Source organism: Aeromicrobium sp. (assembly GCF_037719875.1).
Taxonomy (GTDB): Bacteria; Actinomycetota; Actinomycetes; order Propionibacteriales; family Nocardioidaceae; genus Aeromicrobium.
Genome location: NZ_JBBJMJ010000020.1, coordinates 1 through 16,501, shown reverse-complemented (window position 1 = coordinate 16,501; position 16,501 = coordinate 1). Strand labels below are relative to the sequence as shown.

Annotated in this window: 18 protein-coding genes and 1 tRNA gene; 6 read left to right on the top strand and 13 right to left on the bottom strand. The window is 67.3% G+C overall.

The window, feature by feature from the left end:
- Positions 1-17: 17 nt before the first annotated feature.
- The 5 genes from WKF39_RS14790 to WKF39_RS14770 are packed head-to-tail and all read right to left on the bottom strand — an operon-like array spanning position 18 to position 4,449.
- Positions 18-779 (bottom strand): lysophospholipid acyltransferase family protein, encoded by a 762-nt coding sequence (locus WKF39_RS14790; protein WP_340389760.1) that lies wholly within the window; start codon positions 777-779, stop codon positions 18-20.
- 22 nt (positions 780-801) lie between these two features.
- Positions 802-1,815: a CU044_5270 family protein gene (locus WKF39_RS14785; protein ID WP_340389758.1), complete on the bottom strand. Its 1,014-nt coding sequence runs from the start codon at positions 1,813-1,815 to the stop codon at positions 802-804.
- On the bottom strand, positions 1,812-2,366 hold the full coding sequence (locus WKF39_RS14780) for a sigma-70 family RNA polymerase sigma factor (RefSeq protein WP_340389756.1): 555 nt from the start codon (positions 2,364-2,366) through the stop codon (positions 1,812-1,814). Before WKF39_RS14780 ends, WKF39_RS14785 begins: the two co-directional genes overlap by 4 nt.
- A gap of 30 nt (positions 2,367-2,396) precedes the next feature.
- Positions 2,397-3,104, bottom strand: a complete 708-nt coding sequence (locus WKF39_RS14775) for a lysoplasmalogenase (protein ID WP_340389754.1) — start codon at positions 3,102-3,104, stop codon at positions 2,397-2,399.
- A 16-nt stretch (positions 3,105-3,120) separates the two neighbouring features.
- The gene (locus WKF39_RS14770) at positions 3,121-4,449 is read right to left on the bottom strand and encodes a cation:proton antiporter (RefSeq protein ID WP_340389752.1); all 1,329 of its coding nucleotides are present in this window, start codon (positions 4,447-4,449) and stop codon (positions 3,121-3,123) included.
- A gap of 97 nt (positions 4,450-4,546) precedes the next feature.
- Between WKF39_RS14770 and WKF39_RS14765 the strand changes: the two genes are divergently transcribed.
- Positions 4,547-4,948: a VOC family protein gene (locus tag WKF39_RS14765; protein ID WP_340389750.1), complete on the top strand. Its 402-nt coding sequence runs from the start codon at positions 4,547-4,549 to the stop codon at positions 4,946-4,948.
- A gap of 365 nt (positions 4,949-5,313) precedes the next feature.
- Here WKF39_RS14765 and WKF39_RS14760 read toward each other — a convergent pair whose 3' ends face one another.
- Positions 5,314-6,216: a MerR family transcriptional regulator gene (locus WKF39_RS14760; protein WP_340389748.1), complete on the bottom strand. Its 903-nt coding sequence runs from the start codon at positions 6,214-6,216 to the stop codon at positions 5,314-5,316.
- 104 nt (positions 6,217-6,320) lie between these two features.
- Between WKF39_RS14760 and WKF39_RS14755 the strand changes: the two genes are divergently transcribed.
- Positions 6,321-7,106, top strand: a complete 786-nt coding sequence (locus tag WKF39_RS14755) for a GAF and ANTAR domain-containing protein (RefSeq protein WP_340389746.1) — start codon at positions 6,321-6,323, stop codon at positions 7,104-7,106.
- Between the two features lie 108 nt (positions 7,107-7,214).
- Here WKF39_RS14755 and WKF39_RS14750 read toward each other — a convergent pair.
- Positions 7,215-7,290, bottom strand: a tRNA-Lys gene (locus WKF39_RS14750).
- Positions 7,291-7,424: 134 nt separating this feature from the next.
- Between WKF39_RS14750 and WKF39_RS14745 the strand changes: the two genes are divergently transcribed.
- The 3 genes from WKF39_RS14745 (at position 7,425) to WKF39_RS14735 (ending at position 9,299) form a co-directional block, all read left to right on the top strand.
- Positions 7,425-7,577, top strand: a complete 153-nt coding sequence (locus tag WKF39_RS14745; protein WP_340389744.1) for a hypothetical protein — start codon at positions 7,425-7,427, stop codon at positions 7,575-7,577.
- Positions 7,578-7,664: 87 nt separating this feature from the next.
- Positions 7,665-8,282, top strand: a complete 618-nt coding sequence (locus WKF39_RS14740) for a DUF47 family protein (protein ID WP_340389742.1) — start codon at positions 7,665-7,667, stop codon at positions 8,280-8,282.
- Between the two features lie 3 nt (positions 8,283-8,285).
- Positions 8,286-9,299 (top strand): inorganic phosphate transporter, encoded by a 1,014-nt coding sequence (locus WKF39_RS14735; protein WP_340389740.1) that lies wholly within the window; start codon positions 8,286-8,288, stop codon positions 9,297-9,299.
- 26 nt (positions 9,300-9,325) lie between these two features.
- On the opposite strand, the gene pstB is transcribed toward WKF39_RS14735, so the two are convergent.
- From pstB to WKF39_RS14710, 5 genes are all read right to left on the bottom strand, one after another.
- A complete protein-coding gene (pstB, locus tag WKF39_RS14730; protein WP_340389738.1) occupies positions 9,326-10,105 on the bottom strand; it encodes a phosphate ABC transporter ATP-binding protein PstB in 780 nt (259 codons plus the stop codon).
- Between the two features lie 19 nt (positions 10,106-10,124).
- The gene (pstA, locus tag WKF39_RS14725; RefSeq protein WP_340389736.1) at positions 10,125-11,189 is read right to left on the bottom strand and encodes a phosphate ABC transporter permease PstA; all 1,065 of its coding nucleotides are present in this window, start codon (positions 11,187-11,189) and stop codon (positions 10,125-10,127) included.
- Positions 11,189-12,133, bottom strand: coding sequence for a phosphate ABC transporter permease subunit PstC (pstC, locus tag WKF39_RS14720; protein WP_340389734.1), 945 nt, complete (start codon positions 12,131-12,133; stop codon positions 11,189-11,191). Before pstC ends, pstA begins: the two co-directional genes overlap by 1 nt.
- Positions 12,134-12,214: 81 nt before the next feature.
- Positions 12,215-13,315 (bottom strand): phosphate ABC transporter substrate-binding protein PstS, encoded by a 1,101-nt coding sequence (gene pstS, locus WKF39_RS14715; RefSeq protein WP_340389732.1) that lies wholly within the window; start codon positions 13,313-13,315, stop codon positions 12,215-12,217.
- 139 nt (positions 13,316-13,454) lie between these two features.
- Positions 13,455-14,342 (bottom strand): NUDIX hydrolase, encoded by an 888-nt coding sequence (locus WKF39_RS14710; protein ID WP_340389730.1) that lies wholly within the window; start codon positions 14,340-14,342, stop codon positions 13,455-13,457.
- Positions 14,343-14,395: 53 nt separating this feature from the next.
- Here WKF39_RS14710 and WKF39_RS14705 point away from each other — a divergent pair, with 53 nt between their 5' ends.
- Positions 14,396-15,472 carry a hypothetical protein gene (locus WKF39_RS14705; protein WP_340389728.1) on the top strand — a complete coding sequence of 359 codons (1,077 nt, stop codon included), beginning with the start codon at positions 14,396-14,398 and terminating at the stop codon, positions 15,470-15,472.
- 6 nt (positions 15,473-15,478) lie between these two features.
- Here WKF39_RS14705 and ppk1 read toward each other — a convergent pair.
- On the bottom strand, positions 15,479-16,501 hold a 1,023-nt coding region (gene ppk1, locus WKF39_RS14700), incomplete at its 5' end, for a polyphosphate kinase 1 (protein WP_340389726.1).

Here is a 16,501-nt window from a genome sequence, read left to right as displayed (position 1 = left end):
CTCCTTTGTCGGATCGGTCAGTCGAACACGTCGCCGATGCGGGCGACCGCCTCGCGGTCGAGCACCGCCGCTGTCTCGGGATCCGGCGCGCTCCCACCGCGGTCGTAGGGCAGCCACCAGCGGTCCCCATCGCCTGTGGGCATCGCCGGGTACGTGTCGATGGCCTCGGCGAGCAGGGCGTTCATTGCGGCACGCAGCCGCAGCGAGAGCTGCGCAACGGTCTCACCCTCGCGGGGCCGGAGCGGTTCACCGACCACGATCGTGATCGGCATGCCGCGCCGCAGCGATCGATGGCCGTCGACGGTGAAGATGCGATGGCCGCCCCACACGATGGCAGGGATCAGGGGCACCTGGCGGTTGATCGCCAGTCCTGCGGCGCCGCGTTTGAACGGCTTGAGCAGCCACGAGCGACTGATGGTCGCCTCGGGAAAGACGCCGACGAGCTCGCCCGCATCGAGGAGGCGGAGGGCCTGCCGGTACGCCCGAGCGCCGGAGCGGCGGTCGACCGGGATGTGGTGCATCGCCCGCATGAGTCGCCCGACCACGGGCAGCTCGAACGCCGAGCGTTTGGCCATGAAGCGGATGCGGCGCCTGCGGGGCCGAGCGGCATACCCGATGAAGGTGAAGTCGAGGAATCCGATGTGGTTGCCGGCGACCACAGCGGCGCCGCTTGTCGGGAGGTGCTCGACACCCCGGACGTCGAAGCGATAGCCCATCAACCGGAACAGCATGCCGAAGATCCGGACCACCACCCGATAGGTGCGATCAGATCCCGGCACGCCCCTCAGGCTACGCGACCTGTCAGTCCTGTCCGGGCGCCGCATCGACGACGGCGGTGCGCACGATCGTGGTGGTCGAGGGTTGATCGGCTCCGACCTGCGGGATGACCGGGAAGTCGGTGCCCCGGCCCTGGGTCCCAACGTACTGACCGGTCTGCTGGTCGAACAGCATCTCCTGTGCGTAGCCCATGCGTAGCGCGATCGCCGGGCGGCCGTCGACATGGCTGATGCCGTCGACGATCCTGACCTGCGGCTCGTCCGCGAGTGCCCGGAACAGCGCGGCCCGCACGTCCGCCGGCGCCAACCCGCTCGTGAGGATCGGCGTCACGGCCAGGTCAAGCTCCTCGTAGTGCTCGCGTGGGTCATACCTGGGCCCGCCGGCGAGCAGCTGGTCGAGCAGCCGTCCGGGATCACGCGGCAGGGAGGCATACCAGGCGGCGTCCTCGTACTTGGTGTGCTCGTGCCAATTCGTTGAACGACCACCCGGGGAGGTCCAGGTGTGGTGCGCTTCCTCGACGGAGCCTGGCGTCGGTGCGTCGGTGCTGACCCGGTCCGTCACGACCGACCGCTCATCGAAGACCCAGGTGTCATCTCGGTCGTGGGGCACCCACGCATGCTGCGTCCTGAGGCTCTCGTAGTAGAGCGGCTTGCCGTCGCTGCCGAGCTTGGTCAGGTCCATGGGCGACATCCACGATCGCTCGACCGTCGTGATGCGCAGGTACTGACCCGGACCGACGACCGGGTCGGACGTCTTGATCGCGATGTCGGCGGCGCGCTCCAGGACGGCCGCCGCAGCCGGGGACGCGCCGACCTCGTGGCTGCCGATGTCGACCGTGGTCATGCCGAGCGCGACGGTCGCCGCGACCAGGCCACCAATGACGAGCGTGCGGCGTACGTGCGTGCGCTGCTTGCCGGCCGGCTCAGCGATGGGAACGGCCATGATGGCGCGGAGCAGGTCCTCGTCCTGCGCGGTGATGTCGGTGGACGGGCCGCCCTCGGGATCGAGCTCGGCGAGCGTTCGGGTGACGGTGTTCATGAGGGCACCTCGGTGGTGTGGGGTTGGGGATGGACCGGCAGGCGCTGTTGTCCTGGTGGATCCGAGAGCGCATCGCGCAGCTTGCGGCGGGCCCGGTGCAGTCGTACGGCCGCGGTGCCGGGCCGGCAGTCGAGCACGACCGCGACGGCCTTGACGGTCAGGTGCTCCCAGTAGACGAGCAGCAGGATCTCTCGCTCGTCCTCGTTGAGTCGCTCGATCGCGTCCAGAACGAGTGATCGCTCGTCGACGACGGCCGTGCCGTCAGCCTCGAAGAGCTCGGTCGTGCTGGTGACGCGTTGGACGACGCGGAGCTGACGCCGCTCGGTCCTGTGGTGGTTGGCGAGGGTGAAGCGCGCCGTGCGGTAGAGCCATGGCAGCCCGCCCGCCACTGCCTCGTCGCAGCGGCGCCAGGCCGTCAGGTACGTCTGTGCGACGACATCCTCGGCGAGGTCCTCGGGCGCGCGTCGTCGCGCATACGAGCGGATCGACGGGAGGGTGACCCGGTAGAGCGTCTCGAAGGCGCGGCGGCGCTCGTCCTCATCGGCAGTCATGACCGTTTATGTCCACGTCGCCGTGAGGTATTACATCGTGTCGGGCAGCCGTGGCCAGCAGTCGGTGCGGACCGTGGGATCGAACCCTGGGCCGGCGGCGATCGTCGCCTTCTCGCGGCCGAGGATGCCAGTCGTGAGGAAGAAGATCGCGAGGATGTAGAGACCCATGATCGCGAGACCGGTCCCGGTGGTCTCCTTGTCGATCCGGTCGGCTTCGCCCAGCGCGATGATGCCGTCCGACACCAGGAACAACGCGCCACCGATCCCGGCCCTGAGGTCCGTCGCGAGCGATGTGGATGCGGTCCCGATCAGCAGCGCGGCATAGATTGGTATGACCGGCCGAAGGCCGGGCTCGAGGCCGCCCCAACACCACGCCACGAGGCCGATCGCCGCGGCGACGTACACGACCAGGATCAGCGGCCTGCGGCGCAACCGGTCGACTGCACCCCGCTGCACGAAGAACCGGATGAAGCAGATGTGAGCCGCTGCGAACGCGGCCATCCCGATGACGAAGACGTCGTCGTCGAGCTCGAGGAAGAGGTCGCCGAGGAAGCAGAATCCGAGCGCCACGACGAGCAGCCTCGGGCCATCCTGCTCGATGACCCACGCTGCCAGGAACGGGGCGAGGAGGCACTTGGTGATGCTGTCCCATGGGCTTGCGTCCGCACCATTGAGCACGAGGTGCACGACCGAGGCCACCGCGAATGCGATGAGCCATGGACTCTTGAGAGCCGTCATGCCAGTCACCGTATCGTCAGCGAGATGGTTCGCCCGGACTCAAGTCCTCGCGCCGCGAGTCCAGCCAACGCATGACGGGGGTGGCGGTCACACCGTGGAGTATGACCGAGAGTGTGATCGCGAAGCCGACGGTCGACCACAGGAGAGGGAGATCTTCGAAGTCCGCGTGGCCGGCGGCATAGGCGAGGTAGAAGATCGAGCCGATCCCACGCACACCGAAGAATGCGGTTGCCGCTCGCTCGCGAGGTCCCAGGGTTGCATCGCCGACTCGCGGCGGTGTCCGCGGCGGACGGATCGTCAGGGCCAGCATTGCGGCCACGGGGCGAACCACCAGCACCAGCAGCACGGCGACAGCCACGGCCGGCCAGGTCAGATCGGCCAGCAGCCCGTTCGTGAGGGCAACGCCGAGCAGCAGCAGGACGATCAGCGTCAGCAGCCGCTCGAGCCGCTCGATGACCTGATGCATCAACGCGTGGTAGTCATGATTGCGCTCGGCCGAGCGCATCGTCATGGCGGCGGCGAACACCGCGAGGAAGCCGTATCCCCCGGCGACCTCGGCGAGTCCGTATGCCAGCAGGACTGCTGCAAGCGCGAGCAGTGGCTCGCCGGACTCGGACGTACGTAGCGACGCCCGGGTCGAGCGAAATGCGACCTTCGCCAGCAGCCACCCCACCGCGACGCCCAGAGCACTCCCGATGACGACCTTGCCGACGAGATCCCACGCCAGCCAGGTCACGCCCCACTCCGCGAACGGGCCGGTGGCGGCGAGCAGGATCGCCGCCTGGACGAAGGGGAACGCCAGGCCGTCATTGAGCCCGGCCTCGGACGTGAGCGCGAACCGGACCTCGTCGGTCTCGTCGATCTCCTCGGCATTCTCCTGGTCGGTGGTCGGCCCTCCGACCTGCACATCGGATGCGAGCACCGGATCCGTCGGAGCGAGGACCGCTCCCAGCAGCAGCGCAGCGGACGGCGCGAGCCCCATGACCCACCACCCCAGCAGCGCGACTCCGGCGATCGACAGCGGCATCGCGATCGCCAGCAGCCGCCACGTCGCGCCCCATCGTCGCCACGGAGCATACGATCGCAGGCTCAGCGGCCGGTCAAGTGCGAGCCCGACACCCATCAGAGCGATGAGCACGGTGAACTCGGTGAGGTGCTCGACGAAGACGTGGTGCTCGATGGGTGAGAACGCCGACTCGTGGATTCCGGGGAGCAGCCCGATCAGGGCACCGACCCCCAGCAGCACGACAGGGGCCGAGAGCGCGACGGTGCGCAGGGCGTACGGGAGGACGACCGCCAGCAGGAGCGAGGCGCCGCCGAGGAGGTACACCAGGTGCGCGGTCATCGGGGCCTCTCTCATCAGTGCGTTCGGTCGGGCACTCCGAGGCTACGTGCCGATGCTCAACAGCCCGCTTCTGACCGACGTGTGTCAGATTGGACACATGACGAGCCGCATCTCGCACACGACGATCGACTCCCGCGACGCCCACGCCCAGTCGGCGTGGTGGGCCGAGGTCCTCGGCATGCAGCAGGACCCCGACGATCCCAACGAACCGGGCCACGAGGAGTGCATGATCTTCTCCAAGGACGGCCGGACCCGCCTGCTGTTCATCGAGGTCCCCGACGACAAGCAGATCAAGAACCGGATCCATCTGGATCTCCGGCCCACCGACGGCACCCAGCAGCAAGAGATCCAGCGGTTGCTGGCACTCGGCGCGACCGAGGTCGCGGACCGACGTACGCCTCAGGGTCTCGGGTGGATGGTCCTCGCCGATCCCGAGGGCAACGAGTTCTGCATCCTGCGCGGTGACGTCGAGACCCCGGACCACTACGCCAGTTCTTGATGTGACGCCGGCCGCGCTGAGTCACGGCGCACGTGACGCGGCACGACCTTCGGTAACGTCAGGTTGCGACGAGATTTGCCCGTGTCGGGTAATGATGGACCATGCACTCCTTCCCCACGAGCACCACCAGCACCACCAGTCACACATCCGGGACCCGCTGAGATGGTCGATCTGGTGATTCGCCCCTTCGGGGGATTGTTCCTGTGTCTCCTCATCGGCGCAGCCTTGATCTATCTGCCCTACTTCGTGGCGAAGACGCGCGAACGGGTCGCCGAGCTCCGCGGCGTCGGCGCTCCCGCCGAGAACATGCGGCAGGGTGCCGATCGCGAGCGGGCGTCCAGCCAGAGCGTTGGGTCTGGGCTCGATCAGGCGGAGCGTCGAGCACCGAGCACCGACATGATGGTGTCGGCCGCTGCGACGAAGTCGTCACCGAGATAGAGCCCCGGCACACCCCGGCGAGCCGTGTGCGAGCTGAAGGCGTTGCCGGCGTAGAACAACTCGGTCGCGGCGGCAGATGCGGCCGTGAGGGACTCGATCGCGGAGCGCCGTGCGACCGCGAGGTGTGAGACGACGATCGCGGCAGAGGCCCCTGACGACTCGACTGCGACGCGCAGCGAGGCCGCCGGGACGCGTGCTCCCAGGGTGCGGGCGTCCGAGCCACGTTGTCGGAGCAAGGCGGCGAGCGACTCCAGGCCAATCGTGTGCTGGTCGCTCGGTCCGCACGCCAGCAGGACCACGCCGACTCCCGTCCCCTCCGGCTGTGGCACCCGGTGAAGCCACGCGATGGCCGTCTCGGAAGCCAGCCGCTCGTGGGCGACGTCGCACCGGCTGGCCTGCCACCAGACACCGATGCGACGCATCGCCGGTAGCAGGACACCGCAGGTCGTGACGTCGATCCCCTCACGCTCGGCCGAGGCATCGAGGACCTCCAGGAAGCGGGGCCGGTCGAGTCGTCGAGCAGCTTCGATCAGTTCGTCGATCGTGCTCTGGCGGGGGAGCGGGCGGGAGGTCTGGTCACGGGCCCACGCCGCGGCGTCGATGGCACGCTGGCCCCGGGCAACCTCATCGCGCATGACCCGCAGGGTTGTCACGTCCGCGGGCGAGTAGCGCCGGTGGCCGCCATCGCTGCGGCTCGGTGACGGGATGGCGTAGCGGCGCTCCCAGGAGCGGATCGTGGGGGCAGGGACCTCGAGCAGGCTGCTGACGTCCTGGATCGACAGGGCAACGGGCGGCCCCTCAGCCTCGTCCAGCACGTCATGCGGGTCCATGGCCAAACTGTCTCATCACCTGAGGACAAAGTGCATAAGTTTGGATCGAACGACCAGAGATCCACGGAGCAACAATCGTGGCATCGGGTTCTGGAGGGAGTGCGATGAGCGTCGATGTGGGTGGTCGCAGCGACATGCCGCGGTGGGATCTGGACCGTGAGCCTGACGGGGTCCAGGATGCGGATCTGCACGAGCAGCTCGTCGACATGGTGCTCGCGGTGCACGGCTCCGAGACTCCCGAACGTGCTGTCGCCGCGATAGCGCACCACGCGTGTCTGGTGGTGCAAGCTGAGACCTGCGGGCTCCTGATCGCTGCAGGACCCGGCCATCATGACGCGGGTGGCCCAGCATCAGGAGCGTTGCCGCTCGCGCTCGAGCTGGAGCTCGGTGAAGGTCCGGGTTCGTCGGCAGCACGTGGTGAGGGCGAGCTGTTCATCGTACGAGACACCACGATCGACCGCCGGTGGCCGCACTGGAGTACGCGCTGCGCCGGGCTCGGAATGCGCAGCGTGCTGAGCGTGCGCCTGCAGACCCCGGACCGGGTGCTCGGATCGTTGAGTGCCTACTCGCCGGCACCCAGTGCATTCTCGGAGTTCGAGGCCCAAGCCATCGGGACGTTCGCCTTTCACGCGGCAGTCGGGCTGGCCGCCAAGGTCGAGTCCGCGACCCTGGTTGCTGCCCTGGCCTCACGGACGATCATCGGCCAGGCCCAGGGCCTGCTGATGTCGCTCGACGGTGTTGACCCTGCGGCCGCATTTGCGCAGCTGCGTGAGATGTCGCAGGCCGAGAACGTCAAGCTCGCGGTGATCGCCCAACGGGTTGTGGCAGAGAGAGGGCGACCAGCTGTGTTCTCAACTGGTCGCCCCGACGTCGTAACGCCTCAAGATTGACCGAGCTCGTGCACGGGACCGGTCAACTACGGACTGGTTACCCAACCGGGACGGAACGACGCGGTAATCGGTGAAGAGACCTGAAAATGGTGTTCCGTTGCCGGCTCGTGGTGGGCCCCGTCGGACTTGAACCGACAACCCGCGGATTAAAAGTCCGCTGCTCTGCCAATTGAGCTAGGGGCCCGTGCGTGGTCGCGCGTACACAGTCTGCCAGTGCGACGAATGATTCGTTCACCGGGAATCGGCTGCGTCGTGTGGACCGACGGGATAGCCTCGGAGGGGGGTAGGAAATCCGTCGACCGCTACCCGGAGTCCCCGATGCCAGAGCCCTTGGACAGTCGCCTTCGCGACGACGAGGCACTCGACGAGATCGAGCTGACAAGTCAGCTGATCATCGCGGCATCTTCGCGTGACTTCCATCTCTCCCAGAGCGAGGTCGACGAGATCCTCGGCGTCCCGAGAGCCAGCTGACCGCTCAGAACACACCCGCGATTGACACTCTTGATCGCCGTGGCTCTAGCATGGGCGTGGCCTATCCAGCATTGACAGGAGTTAGTCGTGCGATTTCGCATCCGACCGGTCGAGACATCTTTCTACGATCTGTTCACGGAAATGGCGAACCACCTCGTTCTCGGCGCAGATCTCCTGGCCCAGATGCTGGACGCCGGCACCGACAAGACCGCGATCGGCGAGCAGATGCGCGAGGCCGAGCACCAGGCTGACGAGACGACCCACCGGATCATCCGGCGAGTCAACTCGACCTTCGTGACTCCCTTCGATCGCGAGGACATCTACCGTCTGGCCAGCAGCCTCGACGACGTCATGGACTACATGGAGGAGACCGTCGACCTCGTTGGGCTCTACGAGCTGGGCGATCTGCCGCCCGACTTCGCGCCCCAGGTCGAGGTACTTCAGCGAGCCACGCAGCTGACGGCCGACTCGATGCCGCGGTTGCGGACGATGAAGGATCTCGACGAGTACTGGATCGAGATCAATCGACTGGAGAATCAGGGCGACCGGTCCTACCGGCGGATCGTTGCCGACCTGTTCAACGGGAGCTACAAGTCGCTCGAGGTCATGAAGCGCAAAGACGTGACAGATTCGCTCGAGCACGCGATCGATGCCCTGGAATCGGTGGCCAACACCATCGAACAGATCGCCGTCAAGGAGTCCTAGGCAGTGGATCAGACTCTCGCGATGGTGGTCGCTGTCGTCATCATCGCGCTCATCTTTGACTACACCAACGGCTTTCACGACGCGGCCAATGCCATCGCGACGTCGATCTCGACCAGGGCGCTGACTCCGCGCATCGCACTGGCGATGGCAGCGATCCTCAACTTCGTGGGCGCGCTCCTCGGCGTCGGTGTCGCCAAGACCATCCAGGGCATCATCGACATCGAGACCGCGCCGGGTGAGAGTTCGGCCCACGCGCTGACGATCGTGCTTGCGGCACTCGTCGGGGCCATCACCTGGAACCTGTTGACGTGGTACTTCGGCATCCCGTCCTCGTCGTCCCATGCGCTGATCGGCGGCATCATCGGGGCGGGCCTCGCCTCGGCCACGACAGTCGAGTGGGACACGGTCGTGGAGAAGGTCGCGATCCCGATGGTGCTGAGCCCGACGATCGGCTTCATTGGAGCCTTCGCGCTCATGACGGCCATCACCTGGATCTTCCGCAGGGCCAATCCGCACCGCATCGGGCGCGGCTTCCGCCACGCGCAGACTGTCTCCGCGGCAGCCATGTCGTTGGGTCACGGCTTACAGGACGCCCAGAAGACCATGGGCGTGATCGTGCTCGCACTGGTCGCCGGCGGCTATTCCGACGGCGACGGCGTGCCGCTGTGGGTCATCATCGGAGCGGGCACCGCGATCGCGGCGGGCACCTACTCGGGCGGCTGGCGCATCATGCGCACACTCGGCCGGCGCATCATCGATCTCGACCCACCCAAGGGATTCGCGGCCGAAGCCACCGCGGCGACCGTCCTGTATGGCATGGCGATCGGTCTCCAAGCACCGGTCTCCACGACTCACACCATCACGTCAGCCATCATGGGTGCCGGTGCGACCAAACGTTTCAGCGCCGTTCGCTGGGGCGTCGCCAAGGGGATCATCGTCGCGTGGATCATCACGATCCCGGCTGCCGCCGGAGTGGCTGCGGCGACCTACTTCGTCGCCCGCATCTTCCTCCCCTGACGTCCGGTCCGGGACTTGCTCGGGGCCTAGCCGAACCGTCCTTGGATGTAGGCCTCGGTGGCCGAGTCGGTCGGGTTGGAGAAGATCGTCTCGGTGCGGCCGTGCTCGATGAGCCGGCCGGGCTTCCCGACTCCCGACAGGTTGAAGAACGCGGTCTCGTCGGAGACCCGCGCCGCCTGCTGCATGTTGTGGGTCACGATGACGATCGTGTACTGCGACTTGAGCTCGTGGATCAGGTCCTCGATGACGCTCGTCGAGATCGGGTCGAGGGCCGAGCACGGCTCGTCCATCAGCAGGATCTCCGGCTCGACCGAGATCGCACGGGCGATGCACAGCCGCTGCTGCTGACCACCCGACAAGCCGGACCCGGGACGGTCGAGGCGCTCCTTGACCTCGGCCCACAGACCCGCACTGCGCAGTGACCGCTCGACGACGTCGTCGGACTCGGCCTTCTTCATGCGCTTGCTGTTGAGCTTCTGTCCGGCGAGCACGTTGTCATAGATCGACATCGTGGGGAACGGGTTGGGTCGCTGGAAGACCATGCCGATCATCCGGCGTACGTTGACCGGATCCATGTCGGCGCCGTAGAGGTCCTGGCCGTCGATCAGCACCTTGCCCTCGACGCGGGCGCCCCGGATGACTTCGTGCATGCGGTTGAGCGAGCGGAGGAAGGTCGACTTGCCGCAGCCCGAGGGGCCGATGAACGCCGTGACGGACTTCGCCGCGATCGGGATGGTGACATCCTCTACGGCGAGGAAGTCGCCGTAGTAGATGTTGAGGTCAGAGACGTCGATGCTCTTGGCCATGTCAGAGTCCTTTCGAAACTCAGCGCTCGCCCTTGGGCGAGAAGAAGTAGGAGACGAGCCGGGCGATCAGGTTGAGCAGCATGACGATGATCAGGAGTACCAGGGCGGCGCCCCAGGCACGGTCGATGCTGAACTCCGGCGGGATCCCGGGATTGCGCTGTGAGGCATAGGCGAAGACCGGCAGAGACGCCATCCGGCCGTCGAACAGGTTGAAGTTCACCGAGTCGGTCGTCCCCGCGATGATCAGCAGGGGAGCCGTCTCGCCGATGACGCGGGCGATCGCGAGTGTGATGCCCGTGACGATTCCGGCCAGGGCGGTCGGCAGCACGACCTTGGAGACGGTGCGCCACTTCGGCACGCCGAGTGCGTATGCCGCTTCGCGCAGCTCATTGGGCACGAGCTTGAGCATCTCCTCGGTCGAGCGCACCAGGACCGGGATCATCAGCACGGACAACGCCACCGAGCCGCCGATGCCCATGCGAACGCCCTCGCCGAAGAACAGCACGAACAAGGCGTAGGCGAACAGGCCGGCCACGATCGAGGGGATGCCGGTCATGACGTCGACGAGGAAGCGGATCCATCGTGAGAGCCGGTTGCCGTCGGCATACTCGACGAGGTAGATCGCGGTGAAGATGCCGATCGGGATCGAGATGACCGCCGCGGCACCCGTGATGATGAGGGTGCCGACCACCGCCTGATAGATGCCGCCGCCCTCGCCGACGACGTTGCGCATCGAGTAGGTGAAGAACTCCGCGGAGATGACCTTGGTGCCCTTGCTGAGGACGGTCCACAGGATGCTGAAGAGCGGGAAGAGCGCGAGCACGAACGCCGAGGTGACCAACGTCGTCACCAACCGGTCGGTGGCCTTGCGCCGGCCTTCGACGACGACCGACCACAGGGGCACGGTCAGGCAGATGGCCCAGGCGATCAGCACGCTGCGGACGACACCGAGGTCGAGGAGATAGGCGCCCACGCCGGCGACCAGTCCGAGGACGACGACCGTGCGAGGGCCCCACGACGGTAGCTGCGCGCCGTAGAGCTCGCGCGAGATGTCGACGGGGGGCGGGGTCAGGGTTGTCGTCATCAGTTGGCTCCGGAGAATTCCTTGCGGCGGTCCACAATGGCCCGCGCGGCGAAGTTGACGAGGAACGTGATCACGAACAGCACCAGGCCGCTGGCGATGAGCGCATTGACGCTCTTGCCGCTGGCTTCAGCGAAGCTCAGGGCGATGTTGGCCGCGATCGTGCTGGGGTTGGTGCTGCTGATCAGGTTGGCGGTGACGACGCCGGCCGTGGCCGAGAGCACCATCGCGACGGCGAGGGTCTCGCCCAGGGCGCGTCCGAGGCCGAGCATCGCGGCCGACACGATGCCTGACCGCGCATACGGGAAGATCGCCATCCGAGCCATCTCCCACCGGGTTGCCCCGAGGGCCAGGGCAGCCTCCTCGTGCAGGCGGGGCGTCTGGAGGAAGATCTCCCGGCAGATGGCGGTCATGATCGGCAGGATCATCACTGCCAGCACGACGCACGCGGTCATGATCGTCCGGCCGGTGGCCGAGGCGGGGCCGGCGAAGAAGGGGATGAAACCGAGGTTGTCCTCGAGCCATTCATAGAACGGCACCAGACGAGGCGACAGGAACTGGATGCCCCACAGGCCATAGACGACGCTCGGCACGGCGGCCAGCAGGTCGATCAGGTAGCCGAGGATCTGTCCGAGCTTGCGCGGTGCATAGTGCGAGATGAACAGCGCCACGCCGATCGCGACCGGGACGGCCATGATCAGCGCGACGGTCGCGGCGATCAGCGTTCCGTAGACCAGTGGCCAGACGTACGGCACGAAGCTCTTGCCGCTCTTGACCTCATCGGGTGAAGCGGTGATGCCGGGGATGCCCTGCACGGTGAGGAAGATCGCGACGCCGGCGAGCAGCGCGAGGATCAGCAAGCCCGCGCCAAGCGACAGGCCGGAGAATATCCGGTCGCCCCGTCGCTGCACGACGGAGGTCTTGCGGGGAGCCACTGTGCTGCTCACAGGTGGTGCCTTTCGGGCTCTGCTGGATCTGGAGAGTGAAGCAGCCGCCCGGTCCGAGGTCGGACCGGGCGGCCAACTGGGTCAGGCTGCCTTGATCGTCTCGATCGCGGCCAGGACCTTCGTGCTGAAGTCCGCCGAGAGCGGAGCCGAACCGGCCGACTCGGCCGCCGCGGCCTGTCCCTCGTCGCTGGCGATGTAGGTCAGCCAGGCCTTGACGAGCTCCGCGGTCTCCGCATCCTCGTATGTCTGGCAGGCGATCTGGTAGGACGCCAGGACGATCGGGTAGACGCCGGACTCGGTCGACTTGCGGTCGACGTCGACCGCGATGTCGGTCGTCGCGCGACCCTCGACCGGGGCCGCCGTGTCGAGGACCTTGGCTGCGGCCTCGGGCGAGGCAGCGGTGAACTCCTCGCCGACCTTGACCTTGGCCTGACCGAGCTCGCCGGCCTGGCTCTCATCGGCATAACCGATCGTGCCCTTGCCGCCGGTGACGGCCGCCACGACGCCCGAGGTGCCCTCGGCAGCCTCGCCGCCCTTGATGGGCCACGTCTCGACCTCGCCACCGCTCCAGGCACCGTCGGAGGCCTCGGCGAGGTAGTCGGTGAAGTTCTTGGTCGTGCCGGAGTCGTCCGAGCGGTGTACCGGCGTGATGTCGGTGCTCGGGAGCTTGGCGTCGGGGTTGTCGGCCTTGATGGCGGCGTCGTCCCACTTGGTGGTCTTGCCCTCGAAGATCGAGCCGATGGTCTTCGGCGAGAGGTTGAGCTCGTCAACACCCTCGAGGTTGTAGATCACGGCGATGGGGCTGACATAGACGGGGACCTCGACGACGTCGCCCTTGCAGACGTCCTTGGCCTTGGCGAGCTCGTCGTCGTCCAGGTAGGAGTCCGAACCGGCGATCGACAGGCCGCCGGCGAGGAACTGCTCGCGTCCGCCGCCGGATCCGACCGGGTCGTAGTTGACGGTGGCGTCGGGGTTGGTGGTCTGGAACTGCTTCTTCCAAGCGGCAACAGCGGCTTCTTGCGCGCTCGAGCCGCCGGCGTTCAGGGTGCCGGAGACTGCCTTGGCGTCGCCCGAGCCGGTACCGGGATCATCTGATTCGTTCGCGGCACCGCAGGCGCTGAGGCCGAAGGCGAGTGCGAGCACGGCCGCGGGGGCGGCGGTACGCAGTGAGTTGCGGTTCACGGGAGGTCCCTCTCTGGGATTCTTTAGATGCTTACCTGCGTGACGCTAGGAGTCGCAGGTGTATCGATGTCCGACCGTGGGTGAACGCGGGGTGAACGGTGATGTAACGGTCAATGGGTGGTGAGGGACCAACCGCAGGTCAGGGGAGCTTCTCGGTGGCGACGACCTTGCCCTTGCGGTGGTGGATGACCACACCTTCGCCGGGTGCGAGATCGTGCACGTCGGTGCCGATGGTGTCGAAGATCCACGGCAGGGTCGGCCGGTGCGAGCACAGCACCACCGGCTCCTTGCGGTCGAGCAGGGCGGCGACCGACCGCTGCACCTGCGCGGCGCGCGTGTCCTCTGACAGCCGGTCGTCGATCTCGAGGAAGGTGCTGATGGTGTGCGCGTAGGGCTCGACGGTCTGGGCGCACCGAACCGCCGGACTGCTCACGACGCGGCGTACGCCATAGGCGCCCAGCAGCGCCGCCAGCGACTGCGCCCGCTCGGCACCTGCCGCAGTGAGTGGTCGGTCGATGTCCTTGCCGCGCTCTGAGCGTGACGCGGCCTTTCCGTGGCGCAGGACGACCAGCGTGCGGCTGCGGTGGCCCTGGCGCTCGCGCACGCTGCGAAAGGCCTCCAGCTCCGCGATGTCGTGCTCGTACGTCAGCAGGTCGCGTGCTTCGCGAACGCCGAGCCAGCGGATCTCGTCGACCTCCTTGTTGGGCGCGAACGGCTCAGCCTCGCCCTTTCCCACCGGGCGGGCGGTCCAGTAGTCGACGACCTTGGTGCCGGCCGATATCGGATAGCTGACCTGCAGCAACGGCACCCCGAGGCGCACTCGAAGCCCGGACTCCTCGGCGATCTCACGGACCGCAGTCGCCTGGAGCGCCTCCCCGGGATCACCCTTGCCCTTGGGAAACGTCCAGTCGTCGTAGGCCGGCCGGTGCACCACCAACAGCTCGACACGGGGCTCGGAGCGAGCAGACCCGGCGCGCTTGCGCCAGACGAGTCCACCTGCAGCGTTGACGATCCGTTCACTTGCCATACGCGTAGTCTCCCCTGAGAAGGTGGCCGACGGATGAAGGAGGTGTGGACGGGATGCAGCCGCGACTCGCCCTCACCTCGATCCTCGTCCCCTTGCTCGTGATCGCCGCCGCGATCACGGCGGGACGGTGGGCTGGCGGCGAGGTGGCTGCCGACACCCGATCGTCGCTGACCGCAGCGCTCGACGCGCTCCCCGACGACACCTCGGTCGCGAGCTTCACGGACTGGTCGCAGATCCGCGCGGAGCTCGACCTCGGCTCGGCAACCACTCCCGCCGACCGTGCGGCACTGACCGACGACGCCCTGCTGCGCGATCTGACGACTCGCTCCGTGCTGGGGCAGTACACCGAAGAGATGCACGACGTCTACGGCTGGTCGCCTGCGGATCTGGAGTGGGAAGCCTATGGGCAGGCGGCCGATGGGGCTGCCATGATCGCCAGTCTCGACCGGTCGGTGTCGTTCTCGACTGTGCGATCGCGGCTGAAGGATCTTGGGTACGCCGAGGACGGCGGAGTGTGGAGTCTCGGGGCAGACGACGCCACCACCGAGGCCGGGGTTGAGCTGACCTCGACGCTCGGCTCGATCGCCCTGCTGCCTCGTCAGCGGCTCATCGTGGCGGCCGACCGTTCGGCCTACGTCTCGACCGTCCTCAAGACAGTCGACGGCGAGGCGATGTCGCTGTTGAGCGTGCGGAGCGTGTCGGGCGTGGCCGCCGCACTCGCCGGCGCCGACACGGCTTTGCTCCAGAGCGGACCCTTCACCTGCGAGACGACGAGCCTGCGGGACGCCGGCCCCGAGGTCGCGGCTCAGGCCCGCGCCGCGATCGATCGTGCGGGCGGACTCGTGAGGCCGTCATTCACCGGCCGGGCACTCGACGGCGGGTCGAGCTCGACCGAGACGATGCGATTCGCCCTGGCGTTCGCATCACCGGAGGTCGCTGCCCGGCAGCTGCGGGCGCGCGAAGCTCTCGCGTCGGGCCCGTTCATCGGGCGGTCCGGACGCATCGAGGAGTCGCTCGTGTTGCGCTCGTCCGCTGTGCAGGGCAGCACGATGGCCCTGCGGTTCCGCCACGATCCGGATTCCGTGCCGTACATGACCGGTGAGGGGCCCCTGGTCTTCGCGGGCTGCTGACCTGCGCTATTGCCGCGATCGGCGCGCTCGGGCGCGTTCGATCAGGACCGACTGCAGGTTCTTCGAGCCCAGGTGGCGTGTCCACTGCGCATCGGGTCCGAGGTGCCAGGACATGGTCTCGGGATCGGCCGACAACGCGAGCAGGTCGCCGAGCTTCTCGGTGTGCGCGGCAGTCGGCACTCGCACCAGGACCTCGACCCGCCGGTCGAGGTTGCGGTGCATCAGATCGGCCGAGCCCATCCATGCCTCGGCCTCGCCGCCGCCGGCGAACCAGTAGATCCGGCTGTGCTCGAGGAACCGGCCCAAGATGCTGCGCACCCGGATGTTCTCGCTCAGACCGGGGACCCCGGGACGCAGCGTGCAGATGCCGCGCACGATCAGATCGATCTTGACACCTGCACGGGAGGCCTCGTAGAGCTTGTCTATCAGGGACTCATCGACGAGTGAGTTGACCTTGATGCGTATGCCTGCGGGTCGCCCGGCTGCGTGATGGGCGATCTCGGCGTCAATCCGAGCGCTGATGCCATCACGCATCCCGGCCGGCGCGACCATGAGCCGGCGGTAGGAGAAGTCCTGTGCGAAGCCCGACAGGTTGTTGAACAGGTCGGTCAGGTCGTGTGTGATGTCAGGATCAGCCGTCAGCAGGCCGAAGTCCTCATACAGCCGTGCGGTCTTGGGGTTGTAGTTGCCGGTCCCGATGTGGGCATATCGGCGAAGCCCGTCGGGCTCGTCGCGCACGACGAGGGCGAGCTTGCAGTGGGTCTTGAGCCCCACCAGGCCGTAGACCACGTGGCAGCCTGCCCGCTCGAGCTTGCGGGCCCAGCGGATGTTGGCCTGCTCGTCGAACCTCGCCTTGATCTCCACGAGGACCAGGACCTGCTTGCCGGCACGCGCGGCGTCGACGAGCGAATCGATGATGGGGGAGTCGCCGGAGGTCCGGTAGAGCGTCTGCTTGATCGCGAGGACCTGCGGGTCGGCAGCGGCCTGCTCGATGAAGCGCTGCACGCTGGTGGCGAACGAGTCATAGGG